We start from the raw sequence: 20,151 nt of genomic DNA, 5'->3' as shown, positions 1-20,151 counted from the left end.
TAAGGAAAATGGAGGTATCGATTATATCTTATCTTTAATTAAGAAGCGAGTAAAAACCCAAAAAGGAGCTCAACTTGGAATAGCTGCGTTAAGTTCCTTAGTGGATATTTCTACTGCTAATAATACGATTGCGATTGTTATGGCTGGACCTATTGCGAAGGATATTTCGGAAGAGTTTGATATTGAACCAAAAAGAACTGCTGCTTTACTTGATATCTTCACCTCAGTTTGGCAAGGGATCATTCCATATGGAGCGCAGCTTTTATATGCGAGTGCAGGTGCCGCTGCTGTTGGAATCGCCATCGCACCAATGGAGATAATACCGTATCTGTTCTACCCTATACTAATGGGGGTATGCGGAATTATTGCGATCCTTTTTAGTAAGCCTTCAAGAAATAGTACAAAGCAAAAATAAATCATGATTAAGAATCATAATCTTTATAATTAGCTCATTGTGAGTGTAGAAAAGCTTAAAAAGAGGCAAATGGACATCTATCCAGAATCAAGCGTGCTTGTCATGGAGGAACCATTTGTCTCTTTCTGTTATATGAATTAACTTATAATAGATATACATGGATTTATGACTTAATACCGAATTATCTTAACAACAGTGTCTATGAAAATTGGCTTAATATCTATATTCTCTTCCAGCTTTTCATACGGAGTTTTATCTGTTACAATAATTAAATATTTAGTAATATTTAGAAATGTAATGATCAAAATTAACAGACTATAGTTTCTGGATTTTGATTTATATTAAAGCAAAATAAGAGATATTCTTATATTAATAAAGTAATACTAAGTAAAAGTTTTTTCTCACTATATAATTAGTGTAATCATAAGAAATCGGGGAGGTAATCATGATGTATACATGTCTGGTGGTAGATGATGAGAAGGAGTTAGCTATCGCAACTTGTGAGTATTTTAATATGTTTGGTGTATCAACAACCTATGTGACGAATAAACAGGAGTGTCTTATGTTTTTGAAAGAACATGAGGTTAAATTGATTTTACTCGATATCAATTTACAAGAGGAAAGCGGATTTCTATTGTGTAAAGAGATACGCGAATTTTCTGATGTTCCAATCTTCTTTATTAGTGCAAGACAAAGTGATGATGATATCTTAATGGCTCTTAATATCGGCGGCGATGATTATATTAAGAAACCATTTGCGCTTAGTGTACTACTTGCTAAGGTTAAGGTAGTATTAAAAAGGCTTGAGGATACGAAAGAAAGACTGCCAATGCAATCGGGGAAAATACGATTAGATGTAAAAGCGAGAAAGGTGTATGTAGGGGATAAGGATATAGAGTTAAAAAATAAAGAGTTTAAGTTGTTTCTCTATCTGTTTCAGCATCCAAACATTGTGATTACGAAAGATGAATTATTCGCAAATGTTTGGGGTGATGAATTTTTTAGTGACGGAACACTAAATGTACATATTAGAAAGTTAAGAGAGAAAATCGAAAAAGATCCCAATAATCCGGAAATCATTAAGACAATCTGGGGAACAGGATATCGGTTGGAATTATGAAGCTGAGACGATGGATGATTGGAATTACCTTATTTTTCATTGGGTGTTATATGATAACGATAGGTTATCTTATGAAGCAAAAATTCTCAAAAATAGATATTACACAGATGAATGCGATGACAAAAAGTATTGAAAGAAGCCTTCAAAAAGAGGAAACTATCTCAGTTATCGAGAACGCAGGAATAGAAAAATCGGATTATGATTTTAATGTTATCCTATGTAATAATCCCGATTATGATAAAATCCTTTATAAGGGGTTAGTCGATAGGGCCACCATAATGGATATTAAAAGCGGTGATACAATCATTGGAAAGATTTTATTCCCGCTTGATACCATGGCAGAGGAAACTCTAAGGGATCATTTGCTCCGAATGAGTACGTTACTGTTTGGAGGTTTTTTATTATTTATCTGGGGATTAGGCGCATTTGTATATATACGTTTCGTAAAGCCATTTTTAAGTCTTAAGAGTTTTGCCTCCAGTGTTGCAGCAGGGAACCTCGATTTTCCTTTACATATGAAAAAAAGGAACTATTTTGGAGCCTTTACAGAGAGTTTTGACATAATGAGAGAAGAGCTAAAATCAGCAAGGTTAGGAGAGTTTGAGGCAAATAAGAGTAAAAAAGAGCTAGTTGCCAGTCTTTCCCACGATATTAAAACTCCTGTTTCCACAATAAAGGCTTATTGTGAGTTAATAACAGTAAAAAGTAATGAGGCAGATACCATACATAAGGTTCAAATCATTGATGAGAAAGCAGATATGATTGATCATTTAATCAGTGATATGTTTCATGCAACATTAGAAGATTTAACCGTTCTAAAAATAAATTGTAAAGAAGAAATGAGCACAATTCTAGATGAAATGCTTATGCAGATGAATCATTTTGATAAGATACATAAAATAAGTCCAATTCCGGAATGTTTGATATATTGCGATGCATTGAGACTTAGCCAAGTAGTTGATAACATCATCAATAATTCCTATAAATATGCAGGAAGTAAAATAGAAGTAAGTAGTAGCGTGGAACTAGGGTTTCTAAAGATAATCATTCGCGATTTTGGAGAAGGGGTGGAAGAAAGTGATTTGCCTATGCTATGTGAGAAATTCTACCGTGGCAAGAATAGCTCGAAAACGAATGGTTCCGGACTTGGATTATACCTTGCGAAACAGTTTATGGAAGGGATGAACGGGAGTCTTGAAGTATTTTGTGAGCAGGGCTTTGTGGTCATCTTGTATCTTCGTTTGGTAGGATTAGGTGTAAAAGATTTGTTGCAGGGTTCAATTTCACGATCTTAATTAACAATCTGGTGCCAAAATGAACGTCATTAGGGTTTCAATTCATCAACCTTCTAAAGTAATTTAGTGGCAATATGAACTTCATTTTTGATTGGGATAGATTTAAGGAACAGATAAGGATTTCATAAGGAATGGAAAAAGACTGCTTAAGGTTCCAGAAGTATAATGTAGTTATCAGAAGTTGCTTTTCAAAATTCTGATAAAAGGTGCGTATTTTGCAACGTAAATTTGATTATTGAAACATGCATTTTGTTTCAATATAGTTATCATTATTATATGGAGGAATGGATGATGTCAACGATTTTAGAAGCGAAAATGCTATGTAAAACATTTTCAACTGGAAGTATACAACAGCATGTATTAAAGAATCTTAATATCCAGATAAAAGAAGGAGATTTTACTGTTATCATGGGGAGCTCTGGATCAGGAAAATCAACCTTACTATATGCATTATCCGGTATGGATCGTCCGACGCTTGGTGAGATTATTTTTCGAGATACTAAAATAAGCCAATATTCCAATGATAAGCTAGCCATTTTTCGAAGATCTCATTGTGGATTTATCTTTCAGCAGATTTATTTAAATGAAACAATGAGTATCCTAGACAATATTTTAGTCAGTGGGTTACTGATAAGTAAAGACCGAAGGACTATCACTAGGAGGGCAAAGGAGCTACTTTCAGAAGTTGGTTTAGATGAAAAGTGTTATAACAAATTTCCTTCTCAGCTATCTGGCGGAGAGGCACAAAGGGTTGCAATTGTAAGAGCATTAATTAATGAGCCGGAAATCATATTTGCTGACGAACCAACCGGTGCGCTTAACTCTGAGAATGCCACGCATGTCCTGGATGTAATGACAAAGATGAATGAAAATGGTCAATCCATTGTCATGGTTACTCATGACATTAAGACTGCAAGAAGGGCAAATCGTATCCTTTACTTAAAAGACGGTGTCATCTTAGATGAGTGTAACTTAGGTGTTTATAAGAAGAATGATCCCGATCGCCATGCCAACCTTCATGAATTCTTGCAGAAAATGGGGTGGTAGGTATGAAGCTATTATTGATTGCAAAGAACAATATCAAGAGCTCGCTCGCTACCTCTGTTATATTGGTTCTTTTAGTCATACTGTCCACTTTTATGATGTATACAGGAATAGGTATAGAGAGTCAGCTTAACGAATTTGTTGATGAGAAAAATGAAAGGCTTCATGGTGCTGATAGTACTGTGATTGTTGGAAATTCAAATTTAGATAACGTGATTACGATACTTAATCAAAGAGAAGACATTAGCAAATACGAAGTTCATGACAGTATCTACTATACCTCTCCAAAGATTTGTAATAAAACTAGGCAGGATAAGGGAAAAAATCTTATTACTATTGTTTTAAACGCAAGTGATTCTTATAATATTAGTCAGATTCCAATTATTGATGAGACCACAGAAAAGCTGGAAAATGGGATTTTGGTTCCTTATATACTAAAGACTGCAGATAAATATGAAACTGGTGATGAGCTTGAGATAACGGTTGAGAATCGCACTCACACTTTTGTGATTGCAGGATTTTATGAAAATGTTATTTTTGCTACACCAAGTAATATCTCGATGTATCAGTTTTTTGTTTATGACTCTGAGTTTCAAACTCTTAGAGAAGAAGTGGTGGATAGTGCAAAACAAAGTGTTATTAATATTCATTTAGATGGAACAGGAAGCGAAGAGTTTAAGAAAAGCTTTGCACTTCAATTTAAGGGTATGGTAAAGGGAGAAAATACTTATTTGCAAATTTTATCTTATGACACATTTAAAGAAGGTACGACAATGTTTGTGAACATTCTTATGGTCATATTGATAGCTTTTTCACTGATACTTTTAACAATTGCTTTAGTAGTAATCCGATTTTCGATAATTGTTCATCTGGAAAAGAATATAAAGAACATTGGGTCTCTCGAGGCCATCGGTTATACGACTAGACAGATAAAGTACTCTTTATTACTTGAATTCATAATGCTCACATTAGGTGGTATTCTGGTAGGGCTAGTTCTAGCAATGACAGCTTCTTCATCTGTTGGTAATATTATATCAGCGTCTATTGGTTTACAATGGATTGGACATATTAGCAGCTTGGGTATTATTTCTAGTTTCATGATAAATCTGCTACTGATTCTTATTGTTACTGCAATGACTGCTAGAAAATTAAAAAGAATTACTCCTTTGGTAGCCTTACGTAGTGGTATAGAAACTCATAACTTTAAAAGAAATTACCTTCCACTTACAAAATCAAAATTAAATCTTAACTTTGCTATTGGTGTTAAAGGATTATTATTTAATAGAAAGCAAAACATTGTTATGTCGGTGATTATCTCTCTTTTAACATTTGCTTGTGTATATGCGTTGGCAATGTATTATAATTTTGTCATTGATGATTCGGCATTACTAAATCTAGTTGGGATGGAAACCTCTGAAATTCAAATGTCAGTGAACGCGAACGACTATGACAAGGTAATTAATCAAGTAAAGGAAATGGAGGAAGTCACCAAGGTTTATGATTTCATTTGGGAGGATATGCTATTAAAGAATGGAGAGAAGGAAAGCCAGGTACGAGTAGAAGTAACAGACGATTTTTCGTTACTTGAGGTAAAAACATTAATTAAGGGAAGACTTGCTGAATATGATAATGAAATCGTGATTAGCAATAAAACATTAGATGATCTCGGGTTAAAGCTAGGAGATAGTGTTGCAGTGTCATCCTTTGGTAGAGAAGAGCAATATTTAATTGTTGGCGTGAAACAGCATATCAATGGGCTTGGGAAGGGTGCCAGTCTAACAACAGAAGGCATGAAGCGACTAAAACCAAATTATAAGATAACAATGGCTTCTATTTATCTTGCAAATGGAGTAGATGTAAAAAACTTTATTAATAAACTAAATTATGAGTTTTCCGATGTTGATAAACTGATTATTAATTTAGATGATTCTATTAATACAGTTATGGAATCATTTCGTGGTTCGGTTTCGACACTTTGTATTGTATGTGGAGGAATTACAGCAATTACGGTAGTATTGATTTTGTTGCTTTTAATTAAAGTAAAAATTATAAAGGAGCAAAAACAATATGGTATCTATAAAGCCCTTGGATACACGACCTCTCAACTAATTCTACATGTTGGATACAGTTATTTGCCAGTGATATTACTTGGAAGTATGATTGGAATAGTGCTTGGTTTTCTTCTGTCAGATCCTATTACTCGTATGCTGCTTGCAAGTAATGGCATCATGAAGGTTAACTTTATTATGCCATATCAGTATATCGTATTCATACCTCTTGGGATTATCCTAGTTTCAGCTATAACGATATTACTATCGTCACTTAGAATACGAAGTATAACACCAACAAAGTTGCTTGATCAATAAGATAATCCTTAAGTTGCTTGATCAATAAGATAATTCTTAAGTTGTTTACCTATTATTTTATTAAAAGTGGATTCAAATATAATTCCTCATAGAAGCATATTCGCTTGAAAGGAAAACGATTTGAATCCGCTTTTTTGGCTAAGTTATTATTTTAAAAAATTAATAAATATCGTTATAACTGCTGAGTTTGCAAAATCAATAAAGAGACACCCTACAATTGGTACGACAAAGTAAGGAGTTGGTACAAACCCATATCGATTCGTAAGCTCGTCCATATTTGCAATCGCATTTGGTGTTGCACCCATACCAAAACCACAGACTGCGGATGAAAAAACAGCTGCTTCATAATTATTTCCCATAACACGGAATGTAATAAAATAAGCGAAAAGTCCAGTCAAGAGTACTTGTGCAACTAATAAAATAAGAAGTGGTAATGCTAAATCAAATAATTCCCATAGCTTTAATCCCATCAGTGCCATCGTTAAAAAGAAGGAGAGGCTAAGCCCACCTAGAGTTTCAATTTCTTTTTCTACAATTTCTTTATGACACATATCATAAATATTTCGAATGATAGCAGCAACGAGCATTGCTCCAATATAAGAAGGGAAAGTTAACTCTAAGCTTTCAATCCAATCCGATAAATAGGAACCAAGTCCCATAGCTAGAAACAATAAGCAAGCGCCCGTCATTAACTTCTTAAAAGATAGTATATTATGATTTTCTTCATTATAATCTCCAACAGTATCTGTCTGATTATTAGAATTTTCCTCATGTGCCGTTACTAGATTTTTACGATGTATTAGGCTTCTGGCTACGAATCCTCCAACAATACTTCCCATGATAAGGCCAAAGGTTGCGGAGGCAATTGATATGGTAGTGGCCCCAGAAACACCCAAGTCTTCTAAAATCGGTCCAAAGGAACCAGCAGTACCATGCCCGCCGACCATTGGGATAGAAGCAGTACAAAGGCCAAGAAGTGGAGAAAAATCGAATAATGTCGCCAAAGTAACACCTACCGAATTTTGGAGAACAACAAGAAGTACTGCAAGACCTAAAAAGATTATAACTTTTAAGCCTCCCTTTTTTAGCATCTTAAAACTTGCAGTAAATCCAATACTAGTAAAAAAGGCGGTCATAAAAATCTGTTGTAGTGTAGTATCCAATGTTATAGTAGCTAGATTGGATACTTTTAATATTAATACTAAGAGTGAGAATAGAATGCCACCGACAACAGCAGGTGGAATACAGTATTTTTTAATTATTGCAACTTTATTGTGTAAATATCTTCCGATATAAAATACAATGGAAACCAAAGCCATTGTTTTATATAGGTCTAAATTTAGTTCCATAGAATTTAGTCCGTCCTTCGATGTTAAGTATGGTATTAGTATACTTGATATAAAGGAAAAAAAACATAGCTTAGTGAAAAGTAATCTAAGGGAAAAAAATCCAAGTGAGCTTGAGGGAGAGTTAACAAGCACACTTGGATTTTATAGGATATATTTGGATAAAGTTAGAAATTAATCTCTTCGTTATAGAAGCATGCTTTTAATAACTTCTCCATCTCTTCTTGTGTTGGTATTCTAGGATTAGAGCCGGTACAAGCATCAGAGATAGCATTTGCAGCAACTTCAGGTAATTTTTCTAAGAATTCTTTCTCATCGATAATTCCATCCTCATATTCCTTGATGCAGCTTGGAATATTTAAGGAGCGGTTCATCTGATTTAATTCTTCAATAAGAGCATCTACAAGTTCTGTAGTTGTATTGCCTTTTAAGGAAAGAACAGTCGCGATTTCAGCGTAACGTTTTGCTGCTTCTTCATTTTTAGAATTAAATTTAATAACGTTAGGTAAGTACATAGCATTCGCACAACCATGAACAATATGACCACCGGAGTAAGCAGCACCGGTTTTATGAGCCATAGAGTGGACAATACCTAGTAATGCATTGGAGAATGCCATACCAGCTAAACACTGTGCATTGTGCATCTTATCACGTGCGTCCATATTTCCATCATAAGAGGCCTTTAAATATTCATGAGTCATACGAATAGCATGCATCGCAAGAGGATCGGTATAATCACAATGTAGTGTTGAAACATATGCTTCCACAGCGTGTGTCATAGCATCCATACCAGTATGTGCGGTAAGTTTTGCAGGCATTGTCTCAGCTAAATCAGGATCTACGATAGCAACATCCGGTGTAATATTAAAGTCTGCTAGAGGATATTTAATACCCTTATGATAGTCTGTAATTACACTAAAAGCAGTTACTTCAGTTGCTGTTCCGGAGGTAGATGGGATGGCACAGAATTTTGCTTTTGTACGAAGGGTTGGGAAGTTAAATGGAATAATCAAATCCTCGAATGTTGTGTTTGGATATTCATAGAATGCCCACATTGCTTTTGCTGCATCAATTGGAGAGCCACCACCCATGGATACAATCCAATCCGGTTCAAATTCTCTCATCACAGCAGCGCCCTTCATTACAGTTTCTACACTAGGATCTGGCTCTACATTTTCAAATAAAGAGACTTCCATTCCAGCTTCTTTTAAGTAATTAATGGCTTTATCTAAAAATCCAAAACGTTTCATGGAGCCGCCTCCAACAACGATAATTGCTTTTTTACCTGTTAAATTTTTAAGTTCTGCAAGAGAGCCCTTTCCATGATATAAATCTCTTGGTAGTGTAAAACGTGCCATATATTTTGTCCTCCTTCTATGTAACATAAACATGTTAAATATTTAACAAAAGAATAACACATAGAGAGGACGTGGTCAATGGTAAAATGTTAAAAAAATAACAAAAAAATGAAAAGAAAATATAAAAATATGCATAAAAAAATGACAAAATAGGTATAAAAGATACTTTATACAGTCACGTAACATTATTAAAAGTCTTATCTCTAAATAAAAATAAAATATTTTACTGGTAGTAAATAAAATATTTTATCATAGAAAATTATTATATCAATATTTTATTGGAAAATTAGTTGTTCTTTTTTCTATCTCTATATAGTAGAGTGTTAAAATATAAACAACTTGCGTGACATTATACGGATTTTATTTTGATTTATGCTTTGTAATTACATTAGAATTTCTAGTCATGGGATACAACGAATTCTTATCTGTAGAATTAAGAGGATAAGGGTGTTATAATATAAAAAAATCGATTTTAAAGGAAAACATGATGGAGAAGGATAATCAAAAAAGGTTAGGTGCATTTGAAAAGATGCTTGAAGGTATTTTGGTGGAATACAAAGATATACTATCTCGGATGGAGAAACTTAAGGCAGAAGGAAAAGTGAAGTCTGTTACGTACCAACAACTTTTAGTACGTAAATTAATGTATACAAATATGTTAGCTCTTTATGAATTATATGATTTAAGAGATAAAACTGAAGAATGATTAATGGGAGTAATCTATTTAGTATTGTAATGTATTAGGTACGAAGGAGAGAAGAATATGAATCAGAAAACTACTGTACAATTTTATCCTACTGTAGAAGATAGTGAACTTAAATTTGCAGTTTTAGGTGCTATATATCATGGTAAATGGGTATTTTGTAAACATAGAGCAAGAAACACATATGAATTTCCAGGTGGAAAAAGAGAATATGGGGAGTCGATTAATGAGACCGCAAGAAGAGAATTGTTTGAGGAAACAGGTGCGATTAATTATGATCTGAAACCAATTTGTGTCTACTCTGTAAAAAGAGAAGGAGAACCAGAATCTTTTGGAATGCTTTTTCTCGTAGATATCTATGAATTTACGAATCTTCCAAACTATGAGATGGAGGAAGTTATTATGCTTTCTGAACTCCCTGAACTATGGACTTATCCGGACATACAACCCAAATTAATAGAATATATCATGGAAACAGACGAATTCCAAGAAATTACTCATAATAATTTAAATTAGGTAATTGGGTTAAAGGGGGAGTAGGTATAAATGAAACTAATCCACTTAGGTTGTATGAAAGTTGCGGTGTTGTGGAGAAGAATGTGTGGCATATTTTATCACCAATCATATAGCAGTTTTACAAGAAGAAACTAGAATTATAGAACTCCATTTGTAAAATAAGGAAAAAAGTGATTTATAGTAGTCACAGCAAAAAATATCGTGTAAAATACGCATTACGAGAAAAGATGAAATTTAGGAGAAAAAAGATGTTTTGTGAGAAAGAACCATATATCTTAGTTTTTGGAGTTTCTATTTATGATATCATAGGATTTACCAACCGAAATTTTAAGCCACACGATTCTAATCCTGGTAAGGTCAGAGTTTCCTTTGGAGGTGTCTGTAGAAATATTGCTGAGAATTTAGCAAGAGTTGGAGTAAACACAAAGTTTATTTCTGTAGTTGGCGATGATGAAAAGGGAAGAAGTTTATTAGAACATGCGAATAAGATGCATCTTGATATGAAAGATTCTTTGATTGTAAAAGGAGAATCTACACCAACCTATATGGCAATCCTCAATGAAGAAGGGGAACTAGAAGCCGGTATTGTAGATATGAAGGTTACAGAATATATTACAGAGGAGTTCATTGATTCTAAAGCTGAATTGTTTGAACAAGCGGAATATGTGGTTCTTGATGCAGACAACCCTCCACTTCTTGAGTACATTCTAAAGAAATTTTATAAGAAAACTAAGTTTATTTTAGATCCTGTTTCTGCAGCCAAAGCAAAACCTCTAAAGCATCTAATTCCATACTTGCATACGATAAAACCAAATCGTCTAGAGGCTGAAGTTCTATGCGGATTTCCAATAAAAAATCTGGAAGATATAAAGCGTGCAGGGAAATACTTTTTGGATCAAGGTGTACAAAAAGTATTTATCAGCTTGGATATACAGGGAGTTTATTATAATGATCGTGAATCAGAGGGCATATTAAAAGCGGATAAGGTGTCGATTGTAAATGTAACCGGAGCTGGTGATTCATGTGTGGCAGGTTTGGGTTTTGGATTTATGAACGGATTGGACACACGAAATACATTAAAAATGGCAATTGCAATGTCTGTGATAACGATAGCGCATGCGGATACCATACATCCTGATATGAGTTATGATTTAGTGAATCAGTCGATGGATTCTATCACATGGGTGGAAGAAACTATATTTTAAGATATCGCAAGAGCAATTGTAAGGAATGAAATGTACCCAAAATGTTAGATAAAATACTAGCATAGCAGGTGCATTTTTTTTATCATTAATAGAATAAAAATTACTCTAATTTTCATTCAATATTTTGTGAAAATTTAATCTAGATATAGAAATAACTCTGTGCTACGATACAAAAAAATAGAACAGAGAAAGCTGGGAATCAAGATGAAGGAATATGATAATTCGATTCAGAAATGGAACGAGGTGTATTCTGGTTGTAAAACAGAAGATTTAACCGGTGAACAGATTACGGTGGAACCCATGTTTGATACTTGTCTGCAAATGTTTGCGAAAGAGTGCCAAACTGTTATTGATTTTGGATGCGGGACCGGAGATATCCTATTTCAATGTGCAGAATATGGTTACCTAAACTATGGTTTGGGAATTGATCGTTCTGATACAGGCATTACATTTTGCAAGGAAATGGCGAAAATAAATCATTTCAAGCAGCTTGATTTTGTTGTTGGAGATATTACGTATGTGTCCCAGATGGAAGATGAAAGTTTTGATGGGGTCATATTATCTAATGTATTGGATGTTGTACCCAATGATGTTGCAGTCAATATCTATAGTGAACTCTCAAGACTTATAAAACCAGGTGGACTACTTTTTCTTAAATTAAATCCCTATTTATCAAAAGATGGACTTATGGATTATGAGTATACAAACTTGCAGGATAACCTTTATGAAAAGGATGGTGTTCTTACGCTTCGACAGTTAGATACTTTAACGTGGAGAAAACAGTACGAACAAGTATATCAAGAAGAAAGATACTTAGAATTTATATATCCGTGGCAACAAGGACTAAATAGGTTATTTTTACTACGGAAAAAGAATTGTATGAAAGATTCTGCGTTAGGTGAAACTCCCAAGGAACTTGCGTAAGTATACTTAAGTGCATAATTAAATTGACAAATTCTTATAGAGTTGCTAGCATTAAAGTAATATCAAGATTTCTAAATATTATTGAGAGGATGTGTTTTGCTCGTCATTGGCAAGCAGTGCAATCATAAGCTGCAGAGATTATCTGCAGCCTTTTTTCGTTTATCAATTTGTTTGTAAGAGTTATATTAATGTGGCAGTAGCCTAAAGTTTGCAGGCTATGGAAAGGCATGATTATTAATATGAGAATAGAACAAGTACACAATATGTTAGAACGTAAATTAATTGCGAAAGAAATATTAATGAAGTTACCGGATTGGTTTGGAATACCAAGTTCAACAACTGAATACGTCGAAAATAGTGGTTCCTTACCTATGTGGACTGCATATCAGGGGTCAGAGGCAGTGGGATTTCTATCATTGAAGCTACATAATGAATATAGTGCCGAAATCTATGTTATGGGAGTAAATCCTGATTATCATAGACAAGGGATAGGTAAAATGTTATTTCAATGCGTTTATGAGTGGTGTCAAAACAACAAGATAGAATATTTACAGGTTAAGACGCTAGATGATAGCAGTAATGACCCGTCGTATGCAAAGACAAGAGATTTCTACTATAGTATGGGATTTCGGCCACTAGAATGTTTTAAGACATTATGGGATGAATGGAATCCTTGCCTAGTTATGATACAAAAGGTCGTAATTTGAGAGCATGCACAGATAAGAATAAGTAGAGAATGGGTAGAAATAGCATTAAAATAGATTGCTGCGATAATTTTGCTTTTGCAATTTTTGTCATTTAGTGGTAGAATAAAAAATGGCTAAAATTCGAGTATTCTATTAAAAATAAATTATAAAATGAAGATTCTATATAAAATGAAGATTCTATATAAAATGATTTATAAAGCATCATGTATTCTATAAAAATAGTTTATAAAGAATCTATATTCCATTTAAAATGTTTTATAAAGAGTCCAATATTCTTTTTAAAGAATTTTATAAATGATCATGATAATGTTAAATACAATCATCAATTTATACATCGTTTTGAAAAGTATAAGGTATTAGTAGCGAAAGAAGTTTAATGCTCCATCATATGAAGTATTAAACTTCTAGTACGTAGCGAGTAAAACGTATCTTAAACGTATTATGAGGCTAATAAGTCAGCCAATCCATGGATAGAAAGCATAGCATTGTGTCCGTGATTCAACTATAACTTGGCTTGTACAAGTAAGTAAAGAAATGGGGATAAATATGGCATTATATGAACAATTACAAAATTATAGACCATACAATGAGCAAGAGGAGAAAGATAGAGAAGCAATGTTGTGGTTTATGAAACATTCTGAGAATGTTTTTACGCGAGATAATAAGATTGCACATTTTTCTGCATCCTCATGGTTAGTTAATAAAGAAAGAACGAAGATTGTTATGGTGTATCATAATCTCTATGATTCTTGGGCGTGGACGGGCGGACATGCAGATGGGGATGAGGATTTGTTGCGTGTATCAATAAAGGAAGCCAAAGAAGAAACAGGATTAAAGGATGTAACTGCTGTAAATCCAGACATATATTCTATAGAAATTCTTACGGTGGATGGTCATATCAAACGAGGTTCCTATGTTTCTTCTCACCTTCATATCAATGTTACTTATCTGTTAGAAGCTGACGAGGGACAGGAGTTATCTATAAAACTAGATGAGAATAGTGGGGTTAGATGGTTTACATTGGAGGAAGCTGTTGCTGCATGTAGTGAACCGTGGATGAAACAAATTTATCAAAAACTTAATGAGAAACTTAGAAAATATTAATGAGAAACTCAGAAATAAGTAGTGACTAAATTGCAGTTAATTGATATAATTATTTTAATAATTGGAATTATTGAGCAAATACATAAACATATGGTAAATTGTATGAAGATAAAATAGTGCAGAAAACTATATTATGGATATTATTGTAATTAAAATACAATGTAAATGTAAAAGGAGAAAACACTATGAGATTGAGACGAAAAGGTTCTTGTGCTGAAATGGATGGTATCTTAAAGTATGTTGAGGATACCATGGCAGGCAAAGATGGTGGTTGTAGTTGCCCTTCAAGCAATCATAAGATTCATAGTCGGGTAATCAAAGATTTTAATACTTTGATTGAGAATGAAAAAAGGATGGCAAAAGCAGCAAATGAAGTATTAGATATTGCAAGTTCCATCAGTAGCTTTGATGTGGGGATGTCTTATATTTCAACAAAATTAATGGATTTTGCGCATGAAATGTCTTCTGTTAGTGAATCCAATCTCGCTATTGTGGAAGAAACTACTGCAACAATGAATCAAGTGAATGAAACGATTGATTATACAGCAAGTACATTGGAGAATCTGTCGAATGAATCTGAAATTCTAGCCTCTAAGAATAATAACAGCAAAGAATTATTAACAGATGTTACTGCGCTGAAAGAAAACGTTATCTTAGATACTAAGATTATGAACGATAAAATCGAACAGCTGGTTGTTTTGGCAACCGAGGTTGGTAAGATTGTTGAAAGTGTTCAAACAATTGCAAATCAAACAAATTTATTAGCTTTAAATGCAGCGATAGAAGCTGCAAGAGCGGGAGAGCAAGGAAAAGGTTTTTCTGTTGTAGCAGAAGAAGTTCGTAAGTTAGCGGATGACACAAAGCAAAACTTGGAAGGAATGAGAGCTTTCGTAGATGATATTCACAATGCATCGAGAGAAGGAAAAGAGAGCATGGATCGTGCAATGGTATCTACCAGTCAAATGAGTGATAAGATTGATATGGTATCCGAGACGATTAGTGAGAATATCGAAATGCTTCAGGGTGTTGTGTCTAGCGTTGGTGACATACATAATTCTATGCAAGGTATTAAACTTGCAGCCAATGAGATTAGTAGCGCGATGGAAACATCAAGCTCTGATGCGCAACGTCTTAGTGAAATGACACAGGAAGTTTCCAAGGATGCTCAGGAGAGTGTAAAATATGCAAAGAATATCTCTGAAATTGACGATCGATTATCACATGAAATAAAAGAAATGTTTCAAGGATTAAGTACAGGTAATCAAGCGGTTACCAATGAAGAGCTTCAACTTGTGATTGAAAAGGCTATAAAAGCTCACACTGAGTGGATGGTTAGTTTGAAAGGTATCGTGGATAACATGAAGATAGCACCTTTACAAACGAATTCACATAAGTGTGCTTTTGGACATTTCTATCATGCTCTTATAATTGATCATGAAGCAATTGAAAAGGAATGGAAAGAAATCGATGGATTCCATGATCAATTCCATAGAATGGGAGATAAGGTAATAAAGGCTGTAAAGGCACAAGATAGAAAGATGGCGAATGATTTATATAATGAGGCATCCGTTGTTTCTACTCATATACTTGAATTGTTGCATAAAGTGCATCAAAAGATAGATCAATTAAATAAACAAGGAATAAAGATTTTTGAGTAAATACATTAGAAAATAAAGTAAGGAAAGTCATTGGAGCTATAGAATGCGATTGTAATAATTACAACAAATTGCATCCTGTAGCTTTTTTCCATATATTGGTTGACAAACAACAGCAACATGCAGACATGGTAACGCTCCCTATCAAGTAGATACTACTTAGTAGGGAGCGTTACCATGTCTGCTATTATTTTTTTTTCTAGATGACTTCGGGATGCATTACTATATGGTTTCCTGGTTAGCAAGGATACTTTTCCGGTATTTCAGGGGCTTAATCTGAAGGTGCTTCTTAAAATGTTTATTGAAGGAGGAGGCATCCCTGAAACCGCAGGAGTATGCTATCTCGGACACGGAAAGATCGGATTCTAGGAGCAGCTGCTGGGCGATTTTGATGCGGTACTGGATCAGATATTCCTGCGGAGACAGGGCAGTGGCATTGATAAACAGTTTATAGAGATAGGTACGATCGATGCAAATGAATTTTGCAATGTCGGTAACACGGATATCATAGGTATAATTATTGTGTATGTAATCCATAGCCCTGGAAATATAATTTTCATAGACAACCCCTAAGGGTGCTTGTATAGGACGACAGATATAGGAGAGGCAGCGGTAAAGCAAGCCGAGATAGAACAGATCATTTCCCTGGCGCTCGGTGAAAGCGAGGATTAAGGAGAACAGATCCTTTTGCAGCATGCCGTTGCTGTAATCCTTAAGAATCAGGCTGGTATGGGAAAGGCCACTTAATTTTAATACGGTTGGTACATCATACCCATCAAAGCCGATCCAGCAATATTCCCAGGGATTCTGGTCATCCGCGCAGTACAGGGTTGTGACTCCCGGATGAATTAAAAAACCCTCTCCTTCACCTACATGATATACTGATCCATTCACATGATAGGCGCCCTGCCCATGCAAAACAAAATGGATTAAATAGTGAGGACGGATGGCAGGACCAAAGGAATGGGATGGTTTACATTGTTCATGACCGCAATGATATAGTACCAGGGGTCTTCCGGGGATAATATTATTGTCTTGTACTGATAATGGCTTCATGATGCTTCCTCCTTCTGCTCGATGGCGATTACAGATAACGGATGATTTGGTTGACCAACATTTTTTTTGATGCAGAATCAACATAATGACAATTTTTCGAAACAAATGACATAGATTCCAACATGATAACATTATATAATAGACAGTAGCATAATACAAACAATAAGGAGAAGAAATTATGGTTAAAATAACTTTTCTAGGTGCCGGAAGTACAGTATTTGCAAGGAATGTTCTGGGAGACTGCATGTGTACACCTAGTCTTTGCGAGGCGGAGATTGCTCTTTATGATATTGATGCCAAGCGGTTGGAGGAATCGGAAATCATACTTAAGGCAATCAACAAAAATGTTAATTCATCAAGAGCGCAGATTAAAACCTATCTGGGAGTAGAGCAGAGAAAAGAGGCACTTAGGGATGCTAATTTCGTAATTAATGCAATCCAGGTAGGAGGTTATGATCCTTGCACTATTGTAGATTTTGAGATTCCTAAGAAATACGGCCTAAGACAGACCATTGCAGATACTTTGGGAATCGGAGGAATTATGCGGGGGCTGCGGACAATCCCGGTGATGAGGGATTTTGCAAGGGATATGGAGGAAGTATGTCCGGACACCCTGTTTTTGAATTATACGAACCCGATGGCAATACTGACCGGATATATGCAAAGATATACAAAGATCCGTACTGTCGGTTTATGTCATAGTGTCCAGGTATGTTCCGAGGCCCTGCTGAAGGGACTTGAAATGGAAGATAAGCTGGAGGGCCGTAGTGATTTGATTGCGGGCATCAACCATATGGCATGGCTTCTAGAAATCAGGGATAGGGATGGAGAGAATCTGTATCCGGAGATCAAGAAGCGTGCCCTGAAGAAGAATGCAGGCGAGAAGCATAATGACATGGTGCGTTATGAATATATTAAGCACCTTGGTTATTACTGCACGGAATCCAGCGAGCACAATGCGGAATACAATCCTTTCTTTATCAAGTCAAAATATCCGGAGTTGATTGACTGGTTTAATATTCCGTTTGATGAGTATCCGAGAAGATGCATTAACCAGATCGAGGGCTGGGAGAAGGAGAAGAATAGCATTCTTCAGGATGGAAGGATCACTCATGAACGGTCACGCGAGTATGCTTCCTATATCATGGAAGCGGTTGTAACGAATCACCCGATTAAAATCGGCGGTAATGTATTAAATACCGGACTGATTGATAATCTTCCTGCGGATTCTTGTGTGGAGGTTCCATGTCTTGTAGATGCTAGGGGAATTCATCCCTGCCATGTGGGGAGATTGCCGGTGCAGCTAGCAGCAATGAATATGACGAATGTCAATGTTCAGCTAATGACCATTGAAGCGGCGCATACGAAGAAGCGTGAGAATATCTATCAGGCAGCGATGCTGGACCCACATACCTGTGCAGAGCTGTCCATCGATGATATCGTTGCTATGTGCGATGAATTAATTGAAGCTCATGGAGAGTATATGAAGGATTATTTATAATTAACGGAAGAGTGAGCAGGTTTTCCTATAGGAGCAAAGGCTGGAGATTTCACAATAATGAAATCTCCGGCCTTTTCTCGTATCGTTAAATAGTAAGGGTAGATTTTTCACTGCCGATTTTTATTGTTGGGGATGGGCTGCTTGCAATAGAGTGGATTGATTTGTCGGCCTTGAAGTTTCTTCTACCCATTGTTTAAACAAAGTTGTGGAATATGCACAATAAAACAACAAAAATAAAATAAAAATACAACATATAGCAAATGTCTATATAAAAATAGCATTTATGAATACACAAAACTGGAAAAAATATATAAGATATAGATGACTTTATAGTAATAAATGCATTAAAAGATGAAATTAAAAAATAAGTGAAAGAGCAGGAGGTAATTTATGAAAAAGAAGCTGATTAGTGGGATATTGTGCGTTACACTGGTCCTAGCAAGTATGAGTGGCTGTGGTAAGACCGCAAAAGTTGATACCCCAAAAGCCGAAACAGCAAACACTTCTTCAGGCGTAATTAATGAATTTGGGTGGGAAGTTCCAAAGGATACTTTAGTAATTAATATCCTGGATGCCGGTGGATTTGATGCACCAACAGAAGCTGAGAAACAGGGAAGAGAAAATGTAGTAAAATACTTTAAAGATAAATTCAATGTTGAATTGAAAATCCAGTATACGTCCGGTGATGGAACAGAAGCCGTTAATTTGGCACTGGCATCCAATCAGTATCCTGATATTGTCACCGGCATTACATATGACATGATGAAAAAATTTGTTTCTATGGGCAAGGCAGTGGAAATGACTCCTTATATGGATACCATAGGAAAGGACATAAAAGATACAATGGGCGAGGTATACCCGCTGTTTTTGGATGGTGATGCGAAGCTTTGGTACACACCTACGCTGATGGGGGCTATAACAGAACTCCCGGATAAGGCAGCACAACTCCGCTATGATGAATGGAAAGCCGTTGGTTCACCGGAAATTAAAACACCGGATGACTATTATAATGTCTTGAATGAAATCTTGAAAAAGAATCCTACAAATCCAAACGGGGAGAAGAGATATGCATTATCCTTTTATACTGATTCCGGACATTGGTCGGATCCGGCAGCTTTTTGTGGCTTCTGGGGATTAAAGAATGGTTATGATATCAGCAAAGCAGGCGACTTTACCTACTGGGCATTTACAGAGGAAGGTAAGGAGATGACCAAATATTTTAACCGTTTTTATTTGGACGGAACCTTGGATCCAGATTCCTTTGTTAACAAGTATGAACAGTGGAAGACAAAGTTTTCAAATGAGAGAATCGCTGGTGTCATTGGTGAATGGTGGGTTTCTTACGATTCTGGACATGAAGTATGGCAGGCATTGGATCCAAACACACCGGAAGATAAGCGCTATATTCATGTATCCTTTAAAGATGAGGATGCGGAGGGTGCTTATTTAAGCGGTAAAAATTCGCTGGGTAGTCGTTATACAATTATTACGGACAAAGCAAAGAATCCTGAAGCTTTATTGAAATTTATTAATTTCCAGGCAACAGAAAGAGGATTAGCCTTAACTACCTGGGGAATTCCAAACGGAACACCGATTGGCAATACAGGAAGAGAAGGAAAGTTCTGGAACATTGATGCGGAAGGAAAATGGGAAGTGGATCCGGCGGCAAAACAAGCCTTGATAACGGAAACCTGGTCCTATGATGATGAATATAATTGGACCGGTACCCCGTGGCTGTTTACCACCCAGTCGAGATGGAAAGATGGAGTTCATTGCATGTGGCCGAACCAGATGTGGTATGAAGAAAATAAATGGAAAAGCATGATGATTGAAAAT

17 protein-coding genes are annotated in these 20,151 nt (G+C 35.5%); 14 read left to right on the top strand and 3 right to left on the bottom strand.

Annotated features, from left to right (window positions below):
- The 5 genes from RTP52_RS10385 to RTP52_RS10365 form a co-directional block, all read left to right on the top strand.
- A partial coding sequence (locus tag RTP52_RS10385) for a Na+/H+ antiporter NhaC family protein (protein WP_312371091.1) occupies positions 1–415 on the top strand: 415 nt, incomplete at its 5' end.
- Between the two features lie 445 nt (positions 416–860).
- A complete protein-coding gene (locus RTP52_RS10380; protein WP_312104764.1) occupies positions 861–1,535 on the top strand; it encodes a response regulator transcription factor in 675 nt (224 codons plus the stop codon).
- Positions 1,532–2,830, top strand: a complete 1,299-nt coding sequence (locus tag RTP52_RS10375) for a HAMP domain-containing sensor histidine kinase (protein ID WP_312371089.1) — start codon at positions 1,532–1,534, stop codon at positions 2,828–2,830. The genes RTP52_RS10380 and RTP52_RS10375 overlap by 4 nt, the downstream gene beginning before the upstream one ends.
- Positions 2,831–3,118: 288 nt before the next feature.
- The gene (locus tag RTP52_RS10370; protein ID WP_312104770.1) at positions 3,119–3,877 is read left to right on the top strand and encodes an ABC transporter ATP-binding protein; all 759 of its coding nucleotides are present in this window, start codon (positions 3,119–3,121) and stop codon (positions 3,875–3,877) included.
- A 2-nt stretch (positions 3,878–3,879) separates the two neighbouring features.
- Positions 3,880–6,240: an ABC transporter permease gene (locus RTP52_RS10365; RefSeq protein ID WP_312371087.1), complete on the top strand. Its 2,361-nt coding sequence runs from the start codon at positions 3,880–3,882 to the stop codon at positions 6,238–6,240.
- 146 nt (positions 6,241–6,386) lie between these two features.
- Here RTP52_RS10365 and gltS read toward each other — a convergent pair whose 3' ends face one another.
- Entirely contained in the window at positions 6,387–7,589 is a 1,203-nt protein-coding gene (gene gltS / locus RTP52_RS10360) for a sodium/glutamate symporter (protein WP_312371085.1), read from the bottom strand.
- 164 nt (positions 7,590–7,753) lie between these two features.
- Complete coding sequence (locus RTP52_RS10355) at positions 7,754–8,944, bottom strand: iron-containing alcohol dehydrogenase (protein ID WP_312371083.1); 1,191 nt, start codon at positions 8,942–8,944, stop codon at positions 7,754–7,756.
- 487 nt (positions 8,945–9,431) lie between these two features.
- On the opposite strand from RTP52_RS10355, the gene RTP52_RS10350 reads away from it, so the two are divergent.
- The 7 genes from RTP52_RS10350 to RTP52_RS10320 all read left to right on the top strand — a co-directional run bounded on the left by RTP52_RS10350 (position 9,432) and on the right by RTP52_RS10320 (position 15,761).
- Positions 9,432–9,650: a hypothetical protein gene (locus RTP52_RS10350; protein ID WP_312106797.1), complete on the top strand. Its 219-nt coding sequence runs from the start codon at positions 9,432–9,434 to the stop codon at positions 9,648–9,650.
- A 57-nt stretch (positions 9,651–9,707) separates the two neighbouring features.
- Positions 9,708–10,163, top strand: coding sequence for an NUDIX hydrolase (locus RTP52_RS10345; protein ID WP_312371081.1), 456 nt, complete (start codon positions 9,708–9,710; stop codon positions 10,161–10,163).
- Between the two features lie 248 nt (positions 10,164–10,411).
- A complete protein-coding gene (locus tag RTP52_RS10340; RefSeq protein WP_312371079.1) occupies positions 10,412–11,368 on the top strand; it encodes a carbohydrate kinase family protein in 957 nt (318 codons plus the stop codon).
- 204 nt (positions 11,369–11,572) lie between these two features.
- Positions 11,573–12,292 carry a class I SAM-dependent methyltransferase gene (locus tag RTP52_RS10335; protein WP_312371078.1) on the top strand — a complete coding sequence of 240 codons (720 nt, stop codon included), beginning with the start codon at positions 11,573–11,575 and terminating at the stop codon, positions 12,290–12,292.
- A gap of 227 nt (positions 12,293–12,519) precedes the next feature.
- On the top strand, positions 12,520–12,999 hold the full coding sequence (locus RTP52_RS10330; protein ID WP_312371076.1) for a GNAT family N-acetyltransferase: 480 nt from the start codon (positions 12,520–12,522) through the stop codon (positions 12,997–12,999).
- Between the two features lie 546 nt (positions 13,000–13,545).
- Complete coding sequence (locus RTP52_RS10325; RefSeq protein WP_312371073.1) at positions 13,546–14,103, top strand: NUDIX hydrolase; 558 nt, start codon at positions 13,546–13,548, stop codon at positions 14,101–14,103.
- A 185-nt stretch (positions 14,104–14,288) separates the two neighbouring features.
- Positions 14,289–15,761: a methyl-accepting chemotaxis protein gene (locus tag RTP52_RS10320; RefSeq protein WP_312371070.1), complete on the top strand. Its 1,473-nt coding sequence runs from the start codon at positions 14,289–14,291 to the stop codon at positions 15,759–15,761.
- Positions 15,762–15,980: 219 nt separating this feature from the next.
- Here the strand turns inward: RTP52_RS10320 and RTP52_RS10315 are convergent, their stop codons facing one another.
- Positions 15,981–16,814, bottom strand: coding sequence for an AraC family transcriptional regulator (locus RTP52_RS10315; RefSeq protein ID WP_312371067.1), 834 nt, complete (start codon positions 16,812–16,814; stop codon positions 15,981–15,983).
- Between the two features lie 178 nt (positions 16,815–16,992).
- Between RTP52_RS10315 and RTP52_RS10310 the strand changes: the two genes are divergently transcribed.
- A complete protein-coding gene (locus tag RTP52_RS10310) occupies positions 16,993–18,315 on the top strand; it encodes an alpha-glucosidase/alpha-galactosidase (RefSeq protein WP_312371064.1) in 1,323 nt (440 codons plus the stop codon).
- A 390-nt stretch (positions 18,316–18,705) separates the two neighbouring features.
- Positions 18,706–20,151, top strand: a 1,446-nt coding sequence (locus RTP52_RS10305) for a sugar ABC transporter substrate-binding protein (protein WP_312371061.1), incomplete at its 3' end; no start/stop codon positions are given.

It is taken from the genome of Lachnoclostridium sp. (genome assembly GCF_031997925.1).
Classification (GTDB): Bacteria; Bacillota; Clostridia; order Lachnospirales; family Lachnospiraceae; genus Lachnoclostridium.
Note: the sequence above shows the minus strand (reverse complement) of the source record. Positions and strands in the feature narration are given on the sequence as shown.